This is a genomic window from Saccharothrix ecbatanensis, assembly GCF_014205015.1.
GTDB classification, from domain to species: Bacteria; Actinomycetota; Actinomycetes; order Mycobacteriales; family Pseudonocardiaceae; genus Actinosynnema; species Actinosynnema ecbatanense.
This window is the reverse complement of the sequence record NZ_JACHMO010000001.1, coordinates 2565124-2585782: the sequence shown is the minus strand read 5'-3', so window position 1 is coordinate 2585782 and position 20659 is coordinate 2565124. Positions and strand designations below refer to the sequence as shown.

Genomic DNA, 20659 nt, shown 5'->3' with positions numbered 1-20659 from the left:
CAAGATCACTCGTGCGGCGAACGCGGAGGCTCGGCCTCCCCGGACTCCACCTCACGCGCCGGCGTCGCACCCTGCCCGAGCGAACCCCGCCCCGGAGAACCCTGCCCCAGCGAAGAAGCCGGCGGGACCGAAGGCGCCGACGAGCTCTCCAACGGACCCGGCACCTCCTTGCGCGCCACCGCCTCCGCCGCGCGCACCGCCTCGGCCACCGCCGGATCCGGCGCCGTGTCGAACCAGTCCGCCACCGCCGGGTCGTCCTCCTCCGGCGCGGACGTCTCCGGCTTCTCGTAGGCCGGCGGCTCGTAGCGGAACACCCCGTCCTCGCCCGGCGTGCCCAGCATCCGCGCGAACCCCTCCAGCGCCTTGCCGTAGTCCGACGGCACCAGCCACACCTTGTTCGCGTCGCCCTGCGCCATCTGCGGCAACGTCTGGAGGTACTGGTAGGCCAGCACCTCCGGCGTCGGCTTGCCCGCCTTGATCGCCGCGAACACCTTCTCGATCGCCTTCGCCTGACCCTGCGCCTGGAGGTACCGGGCCGCCCGCTCGCCCTGCGCCCGCAGGATCGCCGACTGCCGCTCCGCCTCCGCGGTCAGGATCGCCGCCTGCTTCGCGCCCTCCGCGGACAGGATCTGCCCCTGCTTCTGGCCCTCGGCGGTCTTGATCGCCGACTCCCGCTGACCCTCCGCGGTCAGGATCATCGCGCGCTTCTCCCGGTCCGCGCGCATCTGCTTCTCCATCGAGTCCTGGATGGACGGCGGCGGGTCGATCGCCTTCAACTCCACCCGCGCCACCCGGATGCCCCAGCGGCCCGTCGCCTCGTCCAGCACACCGCGCAGCTGGTTGTTGATCTGGTCGCGGGACGTCAGCGTCTCCTCCAGGCTCATCCCGCCCACCACGTTGCGCAGCGTCGTGGTCGCCAACTGCTCCACACCCACGATGTAGTTCGAGATCTCGTACACCGCCGACCGAGGATCCGTCACCTGGAAGTACACGACGGTGTCGATCGACACGGTCAGGTTGTCCTTGGTGATCACCGGCTGCGGCGGGAACGACACCACCTGCTCCCGCAGGTCGATCTTGGCCCGCACCCGGTCGAAGAACGGCACCAGGATGTTCAACCCCGGCGCGGCGGTGGTGCGGTAGCGGCCCAGCCGCTCGATCACCGCGGCCGTGGCCTGCGGGATCACCAGCACCGACTTCACCATGACTATCAACACGAACAGCACCAGGACCGCGATGACGATCAGCGTGGTGGTCAACTCTCCAGCCTCCACTCAGGCCCCGGACAGCACCACTGCGGTCGCGCCCGAGATCTCGACAACTGTGACTTCGGCGCCGGGCTCGATGACTTCGCGGTCCAACGACCGCGCCGACCACACCTCGCCGCCGATCCGCACCCTACCGTCGTGGCCGTCCACAGTGGACACCACGATCGCCGTGCTGCCCACCAGGGCCTCGACGCCCGACCGGTGGCCCGTGCCCAGCGCCATCCGCCGCTTGATCGCGGGACGCGCGCCCGCCACCAACCCCAGCGACACCACGCCGAACACGATCGCGCTGACCAGCACGTCCGCGCCCAACGCCGACGCGCCCGCCGCGCCGAACGCGGCCAGACCCAACATGACCAGCACGAAGTCGCCCGACAGAACCTCGGCCGCCACCAGGACGACACCGAGGACCAACCAGATCAGCGCGGCCACCCGTCCATCCTCCCACCCCGACCGCCCCTCGGGGGCTGTTTCACCCGACCCCGGGATCGGTCACGAAATCGATCAGCCGCTCCACCGCGCCGATCAACGGCGTCTCCAGGTCCCGGAACCCCGACACACCGGCCAGCACCCGACGCCACCCCTCCCACGGCTCGCCCCAGCCCAGCGCCTCGCACACCCCTTCCTTCCACGGCACGCCGCGCGGCACCACCGGCCACGCCGCGATCCCCACCGACGCCGGTCTCACCGCCTGCCACACATCCACGAACGGGTGACCGGTGACGAGGACGTGGTCGTCGTCGATCGCGGACACCAGCCGTGACTCCTTGCTGCCCGCCACCAGGTGGTCCACCAGCACGCCCAGCCGCCGCCCCGGGCCGGTGCCGAAGTCCGCGATCCGGTCCGCCAGCTCGTCCACCCCGTCCAGCGGCTCCACCACGACGCCCTCCACCCGCAGGTCGTGGCCCCACACGCGTTCCACCAGCTCCGCGTCGTGCAGGCCCTCCACCCAGATGCGGCTGTCACGTGCCGTGCGGGCCCGCAGACCCTCGACCTTCACCGAGCCGGACGCCGTGCGCGCCGGTGCGGCGGCGGTGGGCGCGGGCCGCACCAGCGTCACCGGCCGGCCGTCCACCAGGAACCCCGCCGGCAGCAGCGGGAACAGCCGGCGCCGGCCGTGCCGGTCCTCCAGCACCACCTGCCCGTGCTCGAACCGCACCACCGCGCCGCAGAACCCCGACGCCGGGTCCTCCGCCACCAGCCCGACCTCGGCCACCACCTCGGGCACCGTCCTGCGCTTGCGGCCCGACAGCACGTCGCGGCCGTAGTCGTGTGATCGCACGGCCGGCGACGTTACCCGCCCCCCACGACAGAACGCGGCTACGCCGTGCCGGCGACCGACGGATGATCGGGGAAGAACCCGGCGAACACGCCGCACCACGCCGCCAACCGGTCGCCGTCCACCACCGACGACCAGCGTTCGATCCCGTCGCGCAGGTCCGGGGACGCGTAGGCGAAGTCGACCGCGTCGACCGCCGGGTCACCCACGCACGGCCGCGGATCGATCGCCACCAGCCCTCGCTCGCCCGCGTCCAGCACGTTCCCGAAGTGCAGGTCTCCGTGCAGCAACGTCGCCGTCACCCGGTCGCGCGCCAACGCCGCAGCCTTCGCGTGCGCGGCGTCGTGATCACCCGGATGCCGTGTGCGCAGCAGGCCGAAGACGAAGTCCACCCGCTCCGCCAACGGCGGGAACCCTTCCGGCGGCGGGATGTGCAACGCCCGCAGCACCTCCGCCAGCCCCGAACCGGCCGGCCCCGGCCCGTCCTGCACGGGTGTGCCCGGCACCAGGCCCTCCAGCAGCAGCGCGCCCCGCGCGGGATCCACCCGCAGCGCCCGCACCATCCGCGGCGACGGCTCCCACGCCCGCAGCGCCGCGTGCTCCTGCACCGCGAGCAGCGGCTCCGGCGTCACCTTCAGCACCACCGGCACCCCATCGCGCTCGCACAGCAGCGCGTGCGACGTGCCGCCCGACATCGGCCGCACCACCTCCAGGCCCCAGTCCCGGCACAACCCCGCCACCAGCGCCGGCAACCCGTCCAGCCACGACCGCACCCCGTCGCCGAACCGCCGCACCATGCGCGTCTCCAGCGACGTCACCGGTCCAGCCTCAGGATGAACTCCTCCACGTCCTCGCCCCGCCCCTCCGCGAACCCGACGTCCTCGCCGACCGCGACGAACCCGCACTTCTCCAGCACCCGCAGCGACCCCAGGTTGTCCACCGCCGCCCGCGCGTACAGCGGACGCACCGGGTCCTCGTCCAGGAACAGCTGCAACGCCGCCGTGGCCAACCCCATGCCCCAGTACTCGGAATCGATCCAGTACGTCACCTCGGGCTCACCGAACTGCGCGAACCGCCCCACGTGCCCCACCACCCGGCCGTCGAACACCACCGTCCGCGCCACCGCCGAGTCGTCCGCCAGGAACCGCGCCCACCGCACCAGGAACGCCGCCCGGTCCGACGGGTCGGACGACGTGAACGCGGCCATCCGCACGGCCTCCGGATCGCGTTGGTGCTCGAAGAACACCAGCACGTCGGCCGCGGTCACCTCGCGCAGTTCGATGTCCACCCGGCAAGTAGACACCGGACACCCCCGCCGCCAGAAGATCCCCGGCACCGGATCCACCCGGCAGAACCGCCGGTCAGAACGCCGGCCAGGGGATCGCCGGCCACTCGTCCGACGGCTCCGGGAACACCCCGGCCGCCAGCAGCTTCTCCACCCGCTCGGTCAACGCCCGCACCTCCGCGCGCGTCAGGTGCCCGTGCAGCCGGTCGCCGAGATCGCCGTCCAGGCACGACCGCAGCCGCCGCAGCGCCTCCACCGACTCCGCCGGCAGCTCCTCGCCCAGCCAGCCCCACAGCACCGTGCGCAGCTTCGGATCGGCATGCAGGCAGATCCCGTGGTCCACCCCGTACACGCCGCCGTCCACCGCGTGCAGCACGTGCCCGCCCTTGCGGTCGGCGTTGTTCACCACCACGTCGAACGCCGCCATCTCCCGCACCCGCGGGTGGTCGGCGTGCACCAGCACCGCGGGCTCCCCGTGCCGGTCGTGCGCGCGCAGCACCGAACGCCACCCCGCCCGCACCCGGTCCGCGGGCACGATGTCCACCAGGCCCTCGTCCTCGCGGGTCTCCACCCACAGCTGCACCATGCCCGGCCCGAACGGACCCGCCCGCAGCACCGTCGGCGGCACCAGACCCCAGCCCGCCGCCTCCGACACCAGGTACGTCGCCACCTCGCGGCCCGCCAGCGTGCCGTCCGGGAAGTCCCACAACGGCCGCTCGCCCCGCACCGGCTTGTACACGCACTGCGCGGTCACGCCGTCGAGCCCGATCCGGCAGAACAGCGTCGCGTTCGACGCGTCCACCAACCGCCCCTCGACCTCGATGCGGCCACGTTCCAGCAGGTCGACCACGCCGTCGTCGCCCGGACCCACGCCCGACCCCACGTGCGGCTCAGCCCTCGTCCGAACGCCGGTAGCCGTTCTGCCGCGGGCAGACGTGCCCCTCCGGGTCCAGCGGCTCCGCGCACAGCGGACACGGCTTGCGGCCCGCCCGCACCACCCGGTCCGCGCGCTCGGCGAACGCCCGCGCCTCGACCGGGCTCAGGAACACCCGCACCGCGTCCGGACCCTCCTCGGTGTCGTCGAGGACCACCGCCTCGTCGACCTCCTCCTCGGTGATCGCGAGCAGTTCCACGACCACCGCGCGGGACTCGGCGTCCCACCCCAGCCCCATCGTGCCGACCTTGAACTCCTCCTCGACCGGCACCGACAGCGGTTCGGTGTCCCGGAGGTCGTCGGGGACCACTTCGGGGACCTCCGCGCCGAACCGCCGGTGCACCTCCTCCAACAGCGAGCCGATGCGCTCGGCGAGTACGGCGACCTGTTGCTTCTCCAGCGCCACGCTCACCAGACGGGCCTCCTCGGAGGCCTGCAGGTAGAACGTGCGCTCGCCAGGCTGCCCGACTGTGCCGGCGACGAACCGGTCGGGCTGGCGGAATACGTGGATGACGCGTGCCATGACAACGACGACCCTAGGCCACGCGAGCAAGATCGGCAGCCCTGCCCCCGCGATTCGCGCGTCGCCGACGAAAGGCGCCGGCCGGGCGGCGGACACCCGGATAGGGTCGGCCGCGTGGTGAAGATCGCACCGTACGGAACGTGGACATCGCCCATCGACGCGGCAGACGCCGCCGCGGCCGGTGGGGGCCTCTCATGGGTCGACCTGCACGACGGGCGACCCTGGTGGGCCGAGGGACGACCAGGAGAGGGCGGGAGGGTCGCGCTGGTGCGCGACGGGGAAGACCTGTTGCCGCCCCCGTGGAACGTGCGCAACCGCGTCCACGAGTACGGCGGACGGCCGTGGGTCGTGCTGGACACCCCCGAGGGGACGCGCGTCGCGTTCACCAACTGGGACGACCAGCGCGTCTACGTGTTCGACCCCGACGACCCCTCGCCCGTGCCGCTGACCCCGGCCCCGTCCCGGCACCACGGCCACCGGTACGCCGACCTCACCGCCGGACCCGCCGGCGAGGTGTGGTGCGTGCGCGAGACCGTCACCGGCGACGCGCGCACCGACGTGCGGCGGGAACTGGTCGCGCTGCCCTTGGACGGCTCCCCGGCGCGGGTGCTGGGCGCGAGCCACCACTTCATGAGCGGGCCGCGGCTCTCCCCCGACGGCCGCCACTACGCCTGGATCGGCTGGGACCACCCGAACATGCCGTGGGACGGCACCGAACTGTGCGTCGCCGAGGTCGGCTCCTCCGAGTACCGGGTGCTCGCCGGCGGACCTTCGGAGGCCGTCTGCCAGGTCGAGTGGGAGACGCCCGAGACCGGTGGGGCGCCGTCGCTGCTCGCGCTCACCGACCCCGACGGCTGGTGGAACCTCTACCGCATCGGCCTGGACGGCACGGCGAAGAACCTCGCGCCGTGCGCCGAGGAACTGGGCGGCCCCATGTGGCGGCTGGGCAACCGGTGGTTCGCCGCGATCGGCGCCGGCCGGTACGCGGTGCTGCGCTCCGGAGCGCTGGCCGTCCTCGACGAGCGCAGCGGCACCGTCACCGACGTCGACGTGGACCTGCCGGTGTGGCATTCGCACCTCGCCGTGCACGACGGCGTCGTGGTCAGCGGGGCCGCCGGACCGGGCGCTGAGTCCGTGGTGGTGTCGCTGGACCTGTCCACCGGCACGCTCACCGAGCACACGTCCGGCGAGTCGGTCCTGCCGGTGGAGTACCTGCCGGTGCCCGAGGAACGCGTGTTCAGCGGGCCCGACGGCGACGTCCCGGCCTACGTGTACCCGCCGCGCAACCCCGACTTCGCCGCGCCGTCAGGCGAGAAGCCGCCGTACGTCGTGCACGTCCACGGCGGGCCGACCGGGCGGGCGATGCCGGCGCTGGACCTGGAACTCGCCTACCTGACCAGCCGGGGCATCGGCGTGGTCGCGGTGAACTACGGCGGCTCCACCGGGTACGGGCGGGCGTTCCGCGAACGGCTGCGCGGCCAGTGGGGCGTGGTGGACGTCAACGACTGCGCCGCCGTGGCCCAGGCGTTGGCCGACGAGGGGACCGCCGACGGCGCCCGGCTCGGCATCCGGGGCGGCAGCGCAGGCGGGTGGACGTCGGCCGCGTCGCTGACGTCGGTGAAGACCTACCGGTGCGGGATGGTCGCGTTCCCCATCCTCGACCTGGCCGGGTGGACCGCCGAGGGCGGGGAGACCCACGACTTCGAGTCGCAGTACGTGGAAGGCCTGGTCGGGCCGTGGCCGGAGGCAGCCGCCGTGTACGCGGAGCGGTCGCCGTCCAACCGGGTGGACCGGCTCGCCGGGCCGGTGCTGTTGTTGCAGGGGTTGGAGGACGAGATCTGCCCGCCGGAGCAGGCGGACCGGTTCGCGGCGGCCATGGACGGCACCGGGATCCCGCACGCGTACCTGACGTTCGAGGGCGAGCAGCACGGGTTCCGCAAGGCCGAGACCATCGTGGCCGCGCTGGAGGCCGAGCTGTCGTTCTACGGCCAGGTCTTCGGCTTCACCCCGGAGGGCATCCCGGTCCTGGAGCTGCGCCGGTGACACCGACCGCACCAATCGGGCCGACCACACCCGCCGGGCCAGCCACACCCGCCGCACCTGAGCCGGCACCGGAGTCCGCGGTCACCTCAGCCACCGCGGTCACCTCCGCCACCTCCGTCACCTCCGCCACCTCGGCCACCGACCGGATGTCGACCGCCAAGACCTCCACCCACCCAGCCGCAGCCCATGCGGACGATGCCGGTGCCGTGTCCGCCGCACTCGCTCGACCGCCACTGCTGCGGCCGGGCGATCGCGTCACCATCGTCAGCCCCGCCGGGCCCTGCCCCGCCGAACTCCTCGAAGCGGGCACGGCATGGCTGCGCACCTGGGGCCTGGACGTCCGACTCGCCCCGAACGTCCTCGACACCCACCCGGACCTGCCCTACCTCGCCGGCCACGACGCCGACCGCGCCCGCGCCTTCGAACAGGCCTGGCTCGACCCGTCTGTGGACGGGGTCCTCTGCGCCCGCGGCGGCTACGGCAGCATGCGCATGGTCGACCTGGTCGACTGGACCGCCGTCGCCGCGCACCGCAAGGTCTTCGTCGGTTCCAGCGACATCACCGCCCTGCACGAACGGTTCTGGCACCACGGCACACCCACCTGGTTCGGACCGATGATCGGCACCAGGGCGTTCGTCGAGGACACCGCCGCCCGCGACCGACTCCACCGCGCCCTGTTCACCGGCGTCCGGTCCTACGCCGGCATCGGCATGGCGCCCGGCACGGCCCGCGGCGTCGCCGTCGGCGGCAACCTGAGCCTCCTCGACGCCCCGCCGCCCGACGGCGCGATCGTCCTGCTGGAGGACGTCAACGAGGAGCCGTACCGACTCGACCACCGGCTCACCCGCATGCTGCGATCCGGCTGGTTCGACCCGGTCGGCGGGCTCGTCCTCGGCTCGTGGATCGGGTGCGGCGACGCCGCGCCCGTCCTCGCCGACCGGTTGGGCGGCCTCGGCGTGCCGATCGTCGCCGACGTCGGCTTCGGGCACTGCGAGGCGCAACTCACCGTGCCCCTGGGCGTGTCGGTCGAGATCGACGGAGCCACGGGTGTGGTAACCGTACTGGGGTGAAGATCCACGTCGCCGACGGCGCGTTCGACGCACCCGTGTGGGAACCGGCTTCCGGGCACGGCCCCGGACTGGTGCTGATCCAGGAGATCTTCGGCCTGGACGAGTACCTGAAGTCCGTCGCCGCCGACCTCGCCGCGCTCGGCTACGTCGTCGCCATCCCCGAACTGTTCTGGCGCGTCGCCCCGGGCTGGTCCTCGGGCCACGACGACGCGGGACTCGCCGCCTCCATGGACGTCGGCTCCCGCTTCGACCCGGCCCTCGGCGTGTCCGACGTCGTCGCCACCCTGGAACACCTCCGCGCCCGCACCGGACGCGCCGGACTCCTCGGCTTCTGCCTCGGCGGATCCCTGGCGTACGAGGCGGCGATGACCGCGGACCCCGACGTCACCGTGTCGTTCTACGGCTCCACCGTGCCCGACCGGATCACCGGCATCGACGCGGTCACCTGCCCCATCCAGTTCCACTTCGGCGGCCAGGACCCCTACATCCCGCGCCCTGCCGTGCAACGCGTGGTCGACGCGGTCGCCGACCGGCCCAACGCGGAGATCCACGTCCAGGAGGCCGCCGGCCACGCCTTCCACAACCGCGTGGCACCGAAGTTCCACCACCCGGCCGCCGCCGCCACCGCGTGGACCCTCACCACCGAGTTCCTCGCCCGGACCTTCCCGCCCGACCCTGCCTGACCCCCGGTCTTCTCGATGATCGACGACTTCGCGAAGGCGTACCTGCACAGCGATCTCTGGGAGATCCGCGAGGCGATGCTCTCGAAGCTCGACGGGCTGGGCGAGTACGAGGTCCGCCGTCCCCTGACGACGACGGGAACCAACCTCCTCGGACTGGTCAAACACCTGACGCTGTCGGAGTCCCGGTACTTCGGCGAGGTCTTCGACCGACCGTTCCCCGAACCACTGCCCCGATGGGACGACCTCGACGCGCGCGGAGCCGACATGTGGGCGACCGAGCACGAGACCCGTGACGAGATCACCGCCCGTTATCGGCGGGTGTGGGCGCACTCCGACGCGACGATCGCGGCTCTTCGCATCGACTCGCCCGGCCATGTGCCGTGGTGGCCACGCCCGAACGTGGTGCTGTTCAACGTCCTGGTCCACGTGCTCACCGAAACCAGCCGGCACGCCGGACACGCCGACATCCTGCGAGAACAGCTCGACGGCACGACCGGGACGGCAACCGGACACGCCAGTCCACCACGCGACGCGGCCTTCTGGACGGCCCGCCGGGCGGAGATCGAGCGGGCCGCCACAGCGGCGTCGAACGGCAAGACCATCTGAGAGAACACACCACCGCGCCGGCCGACTACCCACCGCTCCACCACCAGCTCCGGCCCCGCCGACCACCTCCCGCCGCCAAGGTTCGCCGACCAAGGTTCGCCGGGTTCGAGGGGCGGGTTCCTGCCGGACTGCCGAAACCGGCCCGCTGCCGGCCGCGCCGCTCGAGCCGCTGCCGGCCGCGCCGCTCGAGTTCGGCGCGGCGGTTCAGCAGTTGTCGACTCGGCAGTGTCGACCGGGCAGCGGAGTCATGGAGGCGGAGTCATGGCCGTCGCGCCGTCACTGGTTGTCGCGCAATGTCTGACTGTCCCGCAGTGTCTGGGTGTCGCGTCGCACCTCCTCCGCCTGTTCGTTGACCGACTGGATCTCGGCGGCCAGCCCGGAATCGGTCGCCCGAACCCTCGACAGCGCCGCCGTCAACGGCCCGAGCAGCGCGACCGCGTCGTCCTCCGCCAGCGCCTCACGGACCACCACGTCCACCCGGCCCACCTGACCGGCCAGGCTGCGCAAGGACGCGGCGTTGTCGCGGGCCCACTGCGACACCGCCCGGTCGGCCGCCCGCCGGTCCCGCTCGGCACGCACCCGACCTTCGGCCGTCCCTTCGGCCGTCGCGCCCAGTTCCGACGGGCGCAGCCTCAGGTAGCGGCGCTCGGCGGCCTGCCGACTGGCCACCCCGAGCGCGGGCGCGAGCTCGGCCCAACTCGTGCCCAGCTCACGCGCCGCGGCGATCAGCTGCGGCTCCCATCCGGCCAGCTCGTCGCGCAACCGCCGCAGCAGGACCAGTGCGGACAACACCTGCCCCGCACTGAGGTCGTCTCCGGTGGCCGCCGCCCGGACGGTCTCGTAATCTCCGATCGCCATGACGTCAACGTACAGATGACAGACCGGGTTGTCAACGGCATGACGACATGGTAGAACTGAATCGCAGCGCATTGACCCGACCAAACAGGAGGTGTTCCCGATGTTGATGCGCACGGACCCGTTCCGCGAGCTGGACCGACTGGCGCAGCAGCTCTTCACCGGACCAGGCACCTGGTCGCGGCCCACGCCCATGCCGATGGACGCCTACCGCGCCGGTGACGAGTTCGTGGTGGAGTTCGACCTGCCCGGTGTCACGCCGGACGCGATCGACCTCGACGTGGAACGCAACGTGCTCACCGTCAAGGCGGAGCGGCGCCCGAGCCGGACGGACAACGAGGTCGAGATGCAACTGTCCGAGCGGCCGCTCGGCGTGTTCTCGCGCCAGTTGTTCCTCGGCGACTCGCTCGACCTCGACCGGATCAAGGCCGACTACGACTCCGGCGTGCTGACCCTGCGCATCCCGGTCGCGGAGAAGGCCAAGCCGCGCAAGATCGCCATCGGCCAAACCGACGGCGCACCGAAGGAGATCAACGCCTGAGCCGACCGCCGTCGGATCCCAGGATGTGCACCGGGTCTACGACGGGTAGGCCCGGTGCACATCGCACGCCAATGCACGTCCCACACCGACCACAACCGCGCCGTCGTCCACAACCGCGCCGTGAGTCACCGTGAACCATGCAGGCGTGAACCGATTAGAGGGGAGTCCACCGGAAATCGGTCGCTCGCGGCGGCGGTTCCCGGAAAGATCACCGGTCATGCGGCCGGCGTCAGGGGAAGTGCTGCACTTCTCGGAAGATCCGACGATCACCCGGTTCTCGCCGCACGTCGCGGCGACGGCACGGCAGCCCGAGGCGTACGTGTGGGCCGTCGACCACGACCGGGCACCCGACTACTGGTTCCCGCGCCAGTGTCCGCGCGCGATGGCGTGGGTGGAGCCCACCACCAGCGCCGAAGACGCGGCATGGCTGGGCGCCGAACGGGTGCACGCGATCGAGTTCGGCTGGTTGAGCCGGATGCAGACGGCACGCCTCTACGCGTACCGGTTCGACGCGCGGACGTTCCGACCGTTCGGTGAGCCACCCAACGCCCACGTGGCGACCGAACCGGTCGAACCGCTCGGCGCACCCGTGCCGGTCGGGGGCCTGCTGACGTTGCACGAGGACGCCGGCATCGAGGTGCGGCTCATGGCCAACCTGTGGCCGTTCTGGCGACGGGTCGTCGCGAGCACCATGGGGTTCAGCGGGATCCGGCTGCGCAACGCCGTGCCGGAATCGGCGGGACCAGAGCGACCGGCGGAATCGGCAACACCGGCGGGACCGGCGGGACCGGAGCGACCGGCGCGACCGCAGTAGGGCGCGCGCCGGCGCGCACCAGCGCGCGCCGTCCCAAGCAGGCTCGGCAGCGTGGCGGGTTGCCTACATACCGACCGGTCGGTACCCTCACGACGTGGAAGAACGGCGCATCGACGCGGTGGTTCTGGACTGGGGTGGCGTGCTCACGGTGTCCGTGCCCGCCTTCATCGAGGACTGGCTGACAGCGGACAACATCGACCGGGCCCGCTACGGCGAGACCATGCGGAACTGGATGGGTCGGCGGGCGGCCCCGGACAACCCGGTGTTCCGACTGGAGACCGGCGAGCTGACGCCCGCGGAGTTCGAATCGCTCCTGGCCGCCGAACTCGTCACCCTCGACGGGCGCGAGGTGGCGTCGAAAGGCCTGCTGCGCCGCATGTTCGGCAGCGCCCGACCCGACCCGAAGATGGTCGACCTGGTCCGCGAACTGCGCGCCGACGGCCTCCGGACCGTCCTGCTGTCCAACAGCTGGGGCGAGGGCTACCCCGAGGACCTCCTGCTGGAACTGTTCGACACCATCGTGATCAGCGGCCGGATCGGCATGCGCAAACCCGACCCGCAGATCTTCCGCCACACCCTCGACCAGATCGGCCTGCCCGCCCACCGGTGCGTGTTCTTCGACGACGCACCGGTCAACGTCGAAGGCGCGCAGGCTGTCGGCATGCACGCACACCTCCACACCGACGCCGACACCACGCGCGCCGTGATCGCCCAGCTCAGGGGAGCCGCCGCATGACCGGACTACCGGGCCTGGACCTCGACCGGCTCGCCGCCCACCTCGACACCGGCCCCCTCACCGGCGACCTGATCCCCGGCGGCCGCTCCAACCTCACCTACCGGGTCACCGACGGCGCCCGCCGCTGGGTCCTGCGCCGACCGCCGCTGGGCCACGTCCTGGCCACCGCGCACGACATGCCCCGCGAATACCGGGTGATCAAAGCCCTCGCCGACACCGCCGTGCCGGTGCCGAAGGCCGAGCTGCTGTGCGAGGACCCCGACGTCATCGGCGCGCCGTTCTACCTGATGGAAGAGGTCCCCGGCGCGGCGCTGCGGCACCGCGACCAGTGCCCGTGGATGACCCCGGACAAGGCGAAGGCCCTGTCCGAACGGCTGGTCGACGTGCTCGCCGACCTGCACGCGGTCGACCCTAAGGCGGTCGGGCTGGGCGACTTCGGCCGACCGGACGGCTTCCTCAAACGCCAGGTCTCCCGCTGGGGCAAGCAACTGGACGCGTCCCGCAGCCGTGACCTGCCCGGCATCGACGACCTGCGCGACCGCCTCGCCGACACTGTCCCCGACTCCGCCCGCGCCACCATCGTGCACGGCGACTACCGGCTGGACAACGTCCTGGTCACCGAGGACCCGGTGGACATCAGTGCGGTCCTGGACTGGGAGATGGCCACGCTGGGCGACCCGCTCGCCGACGTCGGCCTGCTGTGCGTCTACTGGAACGGCATCGGCGCGCGCGACGACGACCCGATCACCGGCACCGTGCCGACCCTGCCCGGGTTCGCCGGCACCGACGAGATGGTGCGCCGCTACGCCGAGCGCAGCGGCGCCGACACCAGCGGCCTCGCCTGGTACACGGCGTTCGCGTACTTCAAGCTCGCCGTGATCCTCGAAGGCATCCACTTCCGCTTCACCCACGGCAAGACCGTGGGAGCGGGGTTCGACCAGATCGGCCAACTCACCCTGCCGCTGGTCCGGCAGGGACTAGCCGCGACCTCAGGGGAGCACTGATGGACTTCGCCTACGACGCCAAGACCGAGGAACTGCGCGCCAAGCTGCTGCGGTTCATGGACGAGTTCGTCTACCCCGCCGAGCCGGTCGCCGAGCAGCAGCTCCACGACGCCGAGGACCCGTGGGCGCGCCCGCCCGTCCTCGAAGAGCTCAAAGCCGAGGCGCGCAGGCAGGGATTGTGGAACCTGTTCCTGCCCGATCCGGAGCACGGCGGCGGCCTGACGAACCTCCAGTACGCGCCGCTGGCCGAGATCACCGGCCGCAGCCCGCACCTGGCGCCCGAAGCGCTCAACTGTGCCGCGCCGGACACCGGGAACATGGAGGTGCTGACGATGTTCGGCACCGAGCAGCAGAAGAAGCAGTGGCTGCGACCCCTGCTGGACGGCGAGATCCGGTCCGCTTTCTGCATGACGGAGCCCGAGGTCGCGTCGTCCGACGCCACGAACATCGCCACCAGCATCGTGCGTGACGGCGACGAGTACGTCGTCAACGGGCGCAAGTGGTGGTCGTCGGGCGCGATGAACCCGAACTGCGCCATCTTCATCGTGATGGGCAAGACCGACCCGGACGCCGAACGCCACCGCCAGCAGGCCATGATCCTCGTGCCCCGCGACACGCCCGGCGTGCAGGTCAAGCGTGGGATGCACGTCTTCGGCTACACCGACGCCTCGCACGGCGGGCACGCCGAGATCGTCTTCGACAACGTCCGCGTGCCCGCCGACAACCTCATCGCCGGCGAGGGCGAGGGCTTCGCGATCGCCCAGGCCCGCCTCGGCCCCGGCCGCATCCACCACTGCATGCGGCTGATCGGCATCGCCGAGCGCGCGCTGGAACTGATGTGCCGCCGTGCGATCTCACGTGTCGCGTTCGGCCGGCCGATCGCCCGCCAGGGCGTGGTGCAGGAGTGGATCGCCGAGTCGCGGGTCCGCATCGAACAGGCCCGACTGCTCGTGCTCAAGACCGCGTGGCTGATGGACACCGTCGGCAACAAGGGCGCGCACACCGAGATCCAGGCCATCAAGATCGGCACGCCGATCATGGCGGAGTGGGTGCTGGACAAGGCGATCCAGGCACACGGCGCGGGCGGCGTGAGCCAGGACTTCCCGCTCGCCGAACTCTGGGCGGCGGCACGCACGCTGCGGCTGGCCGACGGACCGGACGAGGTGCACCGGATGTCGCTGGCGAAGCGGGAGCTCAAGCGGTATCTGTGACGGGGTGAGCGACTACGACGTGTTCCTGGCCGACTGTCCCGCCCGCACGACGCTGGAGGTCATCGGGCACACCTGGTCGGTCGTGGTCGTGGTCGCGCTCGGGGAGAGGCCGCTGCGTTACGGCGAGCTGCTGGAGCGGATCGGCGGCATCAGCAACAAGATGCTCACCCAGACGCTCGCCCGGCTGCGCGGGAACGGGCTGGTGGTCGGCGTCGACGGCCGGTACGAGCTGACCGGGCTCGGGCGGTCGTTGTTGGGGCCGGTTCGGGCGTTGGCCGCCTGGGCCGAGGAGCACTCCGGTGATCTGGTCGATGCCCGGCGGCGGCATGGGTCGGGGTCGGTCGGGGGCCTCGTTGTTTCTACCGACGTTTCAGTTCAATGATAACGGCGTGTTCTTTGGTTGTGGGGCGATGATCACCCGATCGTGCAAGCTGTGACCGGGATCTGTGCAGGTCAGGAACGTGGGCGGGGGGCCGGCGGTGCGGGGTGGGTGTGTACTACGGCGTGCCGGTTCTGTCCGGTTCGGGTACGTCGTGGTGGGGGACGGCGGCGAGCAGAGTGCGCGTGTAGTCGTGTTGCGGTGACAGCAGCACCTGCTCCACCGTGCCCTGCTCGACCAACTCACCCCGGTACATCACCGCGACCCGGTCGGCGATCGTCCACGCCAACCCCAGATCGTGCGTGATCACCAACGCCGCCAATCCCAGCTCACGGCGCAACCGAAGCAGCAACGCCAGGATCTCCCCCCGCACCGACGCGTCCAACGACGCCACCGGCTCGTCCGCGATCAGCAACCGCGGCCCCAAGGCCAGCGCCCCCGCGATCACCACCCGCTGCCGCTGCCCGCCCGACAACTCGTGCGGCAGGGAGGTGAAGAACAGCTCCGGCGGGCGCAACTCCGCATGGGACAACGCCTCGGCTACCCGCGTGGCCTCGTCACCCTCGACACGGTGGATGCGCAGACCCTCCGCCACCGCCTCGTACACCGAGTGCCGCGGGTTCAGCGCGCTCGTCGGGTCCTGCAACACCAGCTGCACCTGCCGCCGGTACGCACGCAGACCCGACGCCGAACGGGGCAGCTCCACGCCCTCGAACAAGACGCGGCCGGCGGTCGGTCGTTGCAGGCCCAGCAACGTGCGGGCCAGGGTGGTCTTGCCGGAGCCGGACTGGCCGACCAGCGCGACGATCTCGCCCGCCCGCACCTCCAGGTCCACCCCCGCCACGGCCTTCGTCGAGCCGTAGTCCACGCGCAGACCCTCCGCGCGCAGCAGCACCGGCCCCGAAGACGAAGACGACGAAGGTGAAGGTGAAGGTGAAGAGGCAGAGGACGAAGGCGAAGACACCGCAGGGCCCGCGTGCCGTGACGCCGGATCGCCCACGGTCGGGAACGCCGCCGCCAAAGCCTGCGTGTGCGGATGGGTCGGTGACGCGATCACCTCCCGCGCCGGACCCTCCTCCACGATCACACCGTCCCGCATCACGGCCAGCCGGTCGCACGTCGACGCCAGCACCGACAGGTCGTGGCTGATCATCACCAACCCGATGTCCCGCTCGGCCACCAGCCGCTTCAACACGTCCAGCACCTGCGCCTGCACCACCACGTCCAGCGCCGTCGTCGGCTCGTCCGCGATGACCAGCCGCGGCGAGCACGCCAGCGCCATCGCGATCATCACCCGCTGCTTCTGCCCGCCGGACAACTCGTGCGGATACGCCCGCGCCGCACGCGCCGGCAGCTCCACCTGGTCCAGCAACGCCGACACCGACCCGGTCACGCCGTGCAGCCGCATCGGCTCGGCGATCTGCTCGCCCACCCGGTGCACCGGGTTCAACGCGTGCATCGCACCCTGGAACACCACCGACGCCGCCGCCCACCGCACCGCCCGCAACCGGCCCCACGACATCCCTTGGACATCCTCGCCGTCGAGCAGCACCTGCCCCTCGACACGGGCGTTGCGCGGCAGCAGCCGAAGCACGGACATGGCCACGGTGGACTTGCCGCAGCCCGACTCCCCCGCCAACCCCAGCGTCCGCCCGGCCTCCAACGCCAGCGACACCGACCGCACGGCCGTCACCTCGCCCCGCGCGCCCCGGTAGTGCACGCTCAGGTCCCGCAGCTCCAGCAGGCTCACCGCTCCCCCTTCAGCCGCGGGTTGAGCACCGTCTCCAGCGCCCGCCCGCACAGCGTGAACGCCAGCACCACGCACACCACACCCAACCCCGGCGGGATCAGGAACCACCACGCCCGCTGCGACACCGCGCCGTGCATGTTCGCCGCGTGCAGCAGCGACCCCCACGACACCCGCGTCGGATCGCCCAACCCCAGGAACGACAGGGTCGACTCCGCCACGATCGCGGACGCCACCGTCAACGTCGTGTTCACGAACACCAGCGGCAGCACGGCGGGCAGCACGTGCCGGCCGATGACGTGCCCGTGCCCGCCGCCCAGCGCACGGGCGCGCTCGATGAACGGACGCGCCTCCACCGCCAGCGTCTGCGCCCGCACCAGCCGCGCCGTCGCGGGCCAGGACGTCACGCCGATCGCCAGCACGATCGTGCCCAGACCGCGGGGCAGCACGGTCGACAGCGCGATCGCCAGCACCAGCGACGGCAGCACCAGGAAGAAGTCGGTGAACCGCATCAGCACCGCCGACACCCAGCCGCCGAAGTGCGCCGCCGTGATCCCGACCACCGTGCCGATCAGCACCGACAACACCGTCGCCGCGAGCCCCACGACCAGCGAGATCCGGGTGCCCCACCACGTCAGCAGCAGCACCGAACGCCCGTTGTGGTCGGTCCCCAGCCAGTTCGAGGACGACGGCGGCTCCCACGGCGACGCGGTCAGCCGCGTCACGTCCAACCCCGACTGGTCGGTCACGAACGGCGCCAGCACCGCCAGCACCCCGATCACGACCAGCCCGATCAACCCGACCAACCCGGACCGCTGCGACGCGAACTCACGCCACGTCGCCCTGGCCGCCGCCCGACGGCGCTGCCACACGATCGCCGTCACGACGCACGCACCCGCGGGTCGAGCACCCGGTACAGCAGGTCCGCGAACACGTTCATGGTGATCACCGCTCCCGCCAGCACGACGAACGTGCCCTGCAACAGCGGCAGGTCAGGCCCGGTCAACGCCTCGTAGGTCAACAGCCCCAACCCGGGCCAGGAGAACACCGTCTCCACCGTGATCGCCCCCGACACCACCAGCCCCAGGTGCAGGAACACCAGCGTCACGGTCGGCAGCAACGCGTTGGGCACCGCGTGCCGCCGCCGCACCACGTCGTCCCGCAGCCCCTTCGCCCGCGCCGTGGTCAGGTAGTCCGCGTGCATCTCCTCCAGCAGCGAGGACCGCATCACCAGCAGGTACTGCGCGTAGACCACCGCGATCATGGTCAGGCACGGCAGCACCATGTGGTGCGCCACGTCCACCGCCTGCGACAGGAAGTCCGGCGGCGTGTCCGGGTACCGCATGCCGCCGCTGGGGAACAGGTCCCCGGTCGCCAGCGACAGCAGCATCCCCAGCCAGAACGTCGGCATCGCCCACTGCGCCAGCGCCGCACCGGTGGAGATCCGGTCCGACCGCGACCCGCGCCGCCACGCCCCGCGGATGCCCAGCCACAGCCCGAGCACCACCGCCAGCACGGTCGCCGTGCCGGTCAGCAGGATCGTCGGCCACATCCGTTCGCCGATCAGCTCCATCACCGGCCGGCTGTAGACGTACGACGTGCCGAAGTCACCCTGGAGAGCCGCCGTCAGGTAGTCGACGAACTGCTCGCCCAGCGGCTTGTCCACGCCCAGCCGCACGCGCAGCTCGGCGAGCTGGTCCCCGGTGACCGGCCGGCCGCGCGTCATCGCGACCACCGGGTCGCCGGGGATCACCCGGAACAGCAGGAACCCCAGCGCCACCACGAAGAGCAGGCTGACCAGCGCGCCGCCGACCTTGCCCGCCAGGTGGCGGATCACTCGCGGTCCTCCGCGCGCGCACCGCGCCGGCGGTTCATCAGCCACACGCCGCCCAGCAGGACGACGAGCGCGCCGCCGACGACGCCCGCGATCAAGCCGGTGTTCGACCCGCTCGGCTGACCGGCCGACGCGACCGGCAACGCCCCGTAATAGCCCCACACGCCGTTCTGCGCCATGATCACGCCGCCGGGGTCGGGCTGGACCGGGAACGAGGCGAACTTGTCGCTGCGGTAGGCCTCCAACGCGTTGTCGTAGCCCAGCACCACCGCGGGGACCTGGTCGTAGAACCGCTGCTGCATCTTCTGCACGAGCTCACGCCGCTTGGCCGGGTCGAACTCGGCGCGCTGCTGCGCGTAGAGCGCGTCGTACTCGGCGTCGCAGAAGAACGTGTCGGTGGTGCCGCCCTTGCCGTCGGCGTTGGGCCGCTGGTCGCACGTGTGCAGCGACAGGATGAAGTCCGGGTCGGGGTTGGTGCCCCAGCCGGAGAACACCAGGTCGAACGTGCCGGCGGTGCTGGACTCGTTGAGCTGGTTGTCGGACACGATCTGCACGTCCACGACGATGCCCAGGTCGGCCAGGGACCGCTTGACGAACTCGCCGGCCTGCTCGTCGTAGGCACGGCTGGAGTGCCCGAGCAGCCGCAGTTCCATCCGCCTGCCCTCCGGCGAGACGCGGATGCCGTCCGCTCCGCGCGCGTAGCCCGCCTTGTCCAGGTCGGCGTTCGCGGCGGCCGGGTCGTAGGGGTGCGCCGGTTCGGGCTTGAGGTGGTAGTCGGCGAACACGGGCGGGATGGGGCCGGTGCCGCGCTGCGCGTAGCCGCCGTTGACCCGCTTGATGATCGCGTCGAGGTCCAGCGACTTGGCGATCGCCCGGCGCACCACCACGTCCTTCAACGCCGGGTGGCCGTCGCCGATCGGCTCGCCGGTGCGGGTCGCCGCCCCCGGGTTGATCACCAGTTCGTTGAAGCGGCGGCCGTGCGCCTGGTTGCGGGTGATGCCGGACTTGTCCTTGAGCGAGTCGAACTGCGCCGGGCCCATCCGGTTGACCAGGTCGACCTCGCCCTTGCCCAGCGCCTGCACGGCCGCGTCGGAGGTCTTGTAGTAGGTGAACGTCAGCTCGTCGTACTTCGGGGCGCCGCGCCAGTAGTCCTTGTTCGCCTTGAACCGGATGAACTCGTTGGCCCGGTACTCGGTGAGGACGAACGGCCCGCTGCCCACGACGGGCGTCTGGTCGTTGCGGTACTCGGCGATGTCGGTGACCTTGGACCACACGTGCTCGGGGACGATCGGCACGTCCAGCGCGAGCATGGTGGCCTGCGGCTGCTTGGTCTTGATCACCAGCGTGCGGTCGTCGGTCGCGGTGACGGACTCGAAGGCGGCGGTGAAGCTGCCGTTGGCGGTCCCCGCGACCTCGTCGCGCATCATCAGGTTGTAGGTGAACGCCGCGTCCTTGGCGGTGATCGGCTGCCCGTCGGACCACTTCTTGCCCTCGGGCACGTGGAACGTCCAGGTCAGCCGGTCCTCGGAGGACTCCCACTTGTCGGCCAGGCCCTCCACGGGGCGCTGGTCCTTGACGTCGTAGGCGGTGAGGTAGTCGTACATCAGCCTGCCGACCTCGGTGCCCGCCTGGAACACCGACAGGAACGGGTTGAGCGAATCGACCTGCTGGGTGATCGCCACCCTCAACGTGACCGTCTGCTGCGCCGGCGCCGGTGTGGGCGCGAGCAACACCACCAATGCCATCGCCGCCGTGACCGCGCCGAACCGCCGGATACCCACAGTGACCGCCTCCTGCCCGTGAGTCGAGGTCAAGAAGTAACCACTACCGCGAGGTGCACGTCAAGA

22 protein-coding genes are annotated in these 20659 nt (G+C 71.6%); 10 read left to right on the top strand and 12 right to left on the bottom strand.

Annotation, left to right across the window (positions count from 1 at the left end):
* Positions 1–5: 5 nt before the first annotated feature.
* The 7 genes from F4560_RS11140 to F4560_RS11110 form a co-directional block, all read right to left on the bottom strand.
* Positions 6–1205: an SPFH domain-containing protein gene (locus tag F4560_RS11140; protein WP_246478312.1), complete on the bottom strand. Its 1200-nt coding sequence runs from the start codon at positions 1203–1205 to the stop codon at positions 6–8.
* 69 nt (positions 1206–1274) lie between these two features.
* Positions 1275–1700: an NfeD family protein gene (locus F4560_RS11135; protein WP_312869115.1), complete on the bottom strand. Its 426-nt coding sequence runs from the start codon at positions 1698–1700 to the stop codon at positions 1275–1277.
* Between the two features lie 40 nt (positions 1701–1740).
* Positions 1741–2550, bottom strand: coding sequence for a DUF3097 domain-containing protein (locus F4560_RS11130; protein ID WP_184919228.1), 810 nt, complete (start codon positions 2548–2550; stop codon positions 1741–1743).
* A 38-nt stretch (positions 2551–2588) separates the two neighbouring features.
* A complete protein-coding gene (locus F4560_RS11125; protein WP_184919226.1) occupies positions 2589–3365 on the bottom strand; it encodes an aminoglycoside phosphotransferase family protein in 777 nt (258 codons plus the stop codon).
* On the bottom strand, positions 3362–3835 hold the full coding sequence (locus tag F4560_RS11120; RefSeq protein WP_312869113.1) for a GNAT family N-acetyltransferase: 474 nt from the start codon (positions 3833–3835) through the stop codon (positions 3362–3364). The genes F4560_RS11125 and F4560_RS11120 overlap by 4 nt, the downstream gene beginning before the upstream one ends.
* A gap of 73 nt (positions 3836–3908) precedes the next feature.
* The gene (locus tag F4560_RS11115; RefSeq protein WP_312869111.1) at positions 3909–4715 is read right to left on the bottom strand and encodes an Rv2133c family protein; all 807 of its coding nucleotides are present in this window, start codon (positions 4713–4715) and stop codon (positions 3909–3911) included.
* 7 nt (positions 4716–4722) lie between these two features.
* Positions 4723–5289 (bottom strand): Rv2134c family protein, encoded by a 567-nt coding sequence (locus F4560_RS11110; protein WP_184919221.1) that lies wholly within the window; start codon positions 5287–5289, stop codon positions 4723–4725.
* 114 nt (positions 5290–5403) lie between these two features.
* Here F4560_RS11110 and F4560_RS11105 point away from each other — a divergent pair, with 114 nt between their 5' ends.
* The 4 genes from F4560_RS11105 to F4560_RS11090 all read left to right on the top strand — a co-directional run bounded on the left by F4560_RS11105 (position 5404) and on the right by F4560_RS11090 (position 9691).
* Positions 5404–7332 carry a prolyl oligopeptidase family serine peptidase gene (locus F4560_RS11105; protein ID WP_184919219.1) on the top strand — a complete coding sequence of 643 codons (1929 nt, stop codon included), beginning with the start codon at positions 5404–5406 and terminating at the stop codon, positions 7330–7332.
* A gap of 206 nt (positions 7333–7538) precedes the next feature.
* Positions 7539–8402, top strand: coding sequence for a S66 peptidase family protein (locus F4560_RS11100; RefSeq protein ID WP_312869108.1), 864 nt, complete (start codon positions 7539–7541; stop codon positions 8400–8402).
* Positions 8399–9085 (top strand): dienelactone hydrolase family protein, encoded by a 687-nt coding sequence (locus F4560_RS11095; protein ID WP_184919215.1) that lies wholly within the window; start codon positions 8399–8401, stop codon positions 9083–9085. The genes F4560_RS11100 and F4560_RS11095 overlap by 4 nt, the downstream gene beginning before the upstream one ends.
* A gap of 15 nt (positions 9086–9100) precedes the next feature.
* Complete coding sequence (locus F4560_RS11090) at positions 9101–9691, top strand: DinB family protein (protein WP_184919213.1); 591 nt, start codon at positions 9101–9103, stop codon at positions 9689–9691.
* A gap of 276 nt (positions 9692–9967) precedes the next feature.
* On the opposite strand, the gene F4560_RS11085 is transcribed toward F4560_RS11090, so the two are convergent.
* Complete coding sequence (locus tag F4560_RS11085; RefSeq protein ID WP_184919211.1) at positions 9968–10549, bottom strand: HSP18 transcriptional regulator; 582 nt, start codon at positions 10547–10549, stop codon at positions 9968–9970.
* A gap of 100 nt (positions 10550–10649) precedes the next feature.
* On the opposite strand from F4560_RS11085, the gene F4560_RS11080 reads away from it, so the two are divergent.
* The 6 genes from F4560_RS11080 (at position 10650) to F4560_RS11055 (ending at position 15234) form a co-directional block, all read left to right on the top strand.
* A complete protein-coding gene (locus tag F4560_RS11080) occupies positions 10650–11087 on the top strand; it encodes an Hsp20/alpha crystallin family protein (RefSeq protein WP_184919209.1) in 438 nt (145 codons plus the stop codon).
* Positions 11088–11304: 217 nt separating this feature from the next.
* Positions 11305–11901 carry a DUF6886 family protein gene (locus F4560_RS11075; RefSeq protein ID WP_246477775.1) on the top strand — a complete coding sequence of 199 codons (597 nt, stop codon included), beginning with the start codon at positions 11305–11307 and terminating at the stop codon, positions 11899–11901.
* A gap of 94 nt (positions 11902–11995) precedes the next feature.
* Positions 11996–12637, top strand: coding sequence for an HAD family hydrolase (locus F4560_RS11070; protein ID WP_184919208.1), 642 nt, complete (start codon positions 11996–11998; stop codon positions 12635–12637).
* On the top strand, positions 12634–13641 hold the full coding sequence (locus F4560_RS11065; RefSeq protein ID WP_184919206.1) for a phosphotransferase family protein: 1008 nt from the start codon (positions 12634–12636) through the stop codon (positions 13639–13641). Before F4560_RS11070 ends, F4560_RS11065 begins: the two co-directional genes overlap by 4 nt.
* Positions 13641–14852 carry an acyl-CoA dehydrogenase family protein gene (locus F4560_RS11060; RefSeq protein WP_184919204.1) on the top strand — a complete coding sequence of 404 codons (1212 nt, stop codon included), beginning with the start codon at positions 13641–13643 and terminating at the stop codon, positions 14850–14852. The genes F4560_RS11065 and F4560_RS11060 overlap by 1 nt, the downstream gene beginning before the upstream one ends.
* Before the next feature lie 4 nt (positions 14853–14856).
* Positions 14857–15234, top strand: coding sequence for a winged helix-turn-helix transcriptional regulator (locus F4560_RS11055; RefSeq protein WP_184919202.1), 378 nt, complete (start codon positions 14857–14859; stop codon positions 15232–15234).
* A 115-nt stretch (positions 15235–15349) separates the two neighbouring features.
* Here the strand turns inward: F4560_RS11055 and nikE are convergent, their stop codons facing one another.
* From nikE to F4560_RS11035, 4 genes are read right to left on the bottom strand one after another with little or no spacing between them, the layout of a single operon-like run.
* Positions 15350–16981 (bottom strand): nickel ABC transporter ATP-binding protein NikE, encoded by a 1632-nt coding sequence (gene nikE / locus F4560_RS11050; RefSeq protein WP_184919200.1) that lies wholly within the window; start codon positions 16979–16981, stop codon positions 15350–15352.
* Positions 16978–17862, bottom strand: coding sequence for an ABC transporter permease (locus tag F4560_RS11045; RefSeq protein ID WP_184919198.1), 885 nt, complete (start codon positions 17860–17862; stop codon positions 16978–16980). The genes nikE and F4560_RS11045 overlap by 4 nt, the downstream gene beginning before the upstream one ends.
* Positions 17859–18815 carry an ABC transporter permease gene (locus F4560_RS11040; RefSeq protein ID WP_312869099.1) on the bottom strand — a complete coding sequence of 319 codons (957 nt, stop codon included), beginning with the start codon at positions 18813–18815 and terminating at the stop codon, positions 17859–17861. Before F4560_RS11040 ends, F4560_RS11045 begins: the two co-directional genes overlap by 4 nt.
* The gene (locus tag F4560_RS11035; protein WP_221484184.1) at positions 18812–20557 is read right to left on the bottom strand and encodes an ABC transporter substrate-binding protein; all 1746 of its coding nucleotides are present in this window, start codon (positions 20555–20557) and stop codon (positions 18812–18814) included. Before F4560_RS11035 ends, F4560_RS11040 begins: the two co-directional genes overlap by 4 nt.
* Positions 20558–20659 lie beyond the last annotated feature (102 nt).

Excerpts from the sequence above, each read along its gene's own strand:
- F4560_RS11080 (WP_184919209.1), top strand. The coding sequence starts at position 10,650 with ATGTTGATGCGCACGGACCCGTTCCGCGAGCTGGACCGACTGGCGCAG.
- F4560_RS11085 (WP_184919211.1), bottom strand. The coding sequence starts at position 10,549 with ATGGCGATCGGAGATTACGAGACCGTCCGGGCGGCGGCCACCGGAGAC.
- F4560_RS11090 (WP_184919213.1), top strand. The coding sequence starts at position 9,101 with ATGATCGACGACTTCGCGAAGGCGTACCTGCACAGCGATCTCTGGGAG.
- F4560_RS11065 (WP_184919206.1), top strand. The coding sequence starts at position 12,634 with ATGACCGGACTACCGGGCCTGGACCTCGACCGGCTCGCCGCCCACCTC.
- F4560_RS11060 (WP_184919204.1), top strand. The coding sequence starts at position 13,641 with ATGGACTTCGCCTACGACGCCAAGACCGAGGAACTGCGCGCCAAGCTG.
- F4560_RS11075 (WP_246477775.1), top strand. The coding sequence starts at position 11,305 with ATGCGGCCGGCGTCAGGGGAAGTGCTGCACTTCTCGGAAGATCCGACG.
- F4560_RS11140 (WP_246478312.1), bottom strand. The coding sequence starts at position 1,205 with ATGGTGAAGTCGGTGCTGGTGATCCCGCAGGCCACGGCCGCGGTGATC.
- F4560_RS11035 (WP_221484184.1), bottom strand. The coding sequence starts at position 20,557 with ATGGCATTGGTGGTGTTGCTCGCGCCCACACCGGCGCCGGCGCAGCAG.
- F4560_RS11110 (WP_184919221.1), bottom strand. The coding sequence starts at position 5,289 with ATGGCACGCGTCATCCACGTATTCCGCCAGCCCGACCGGTTCGTCGCC.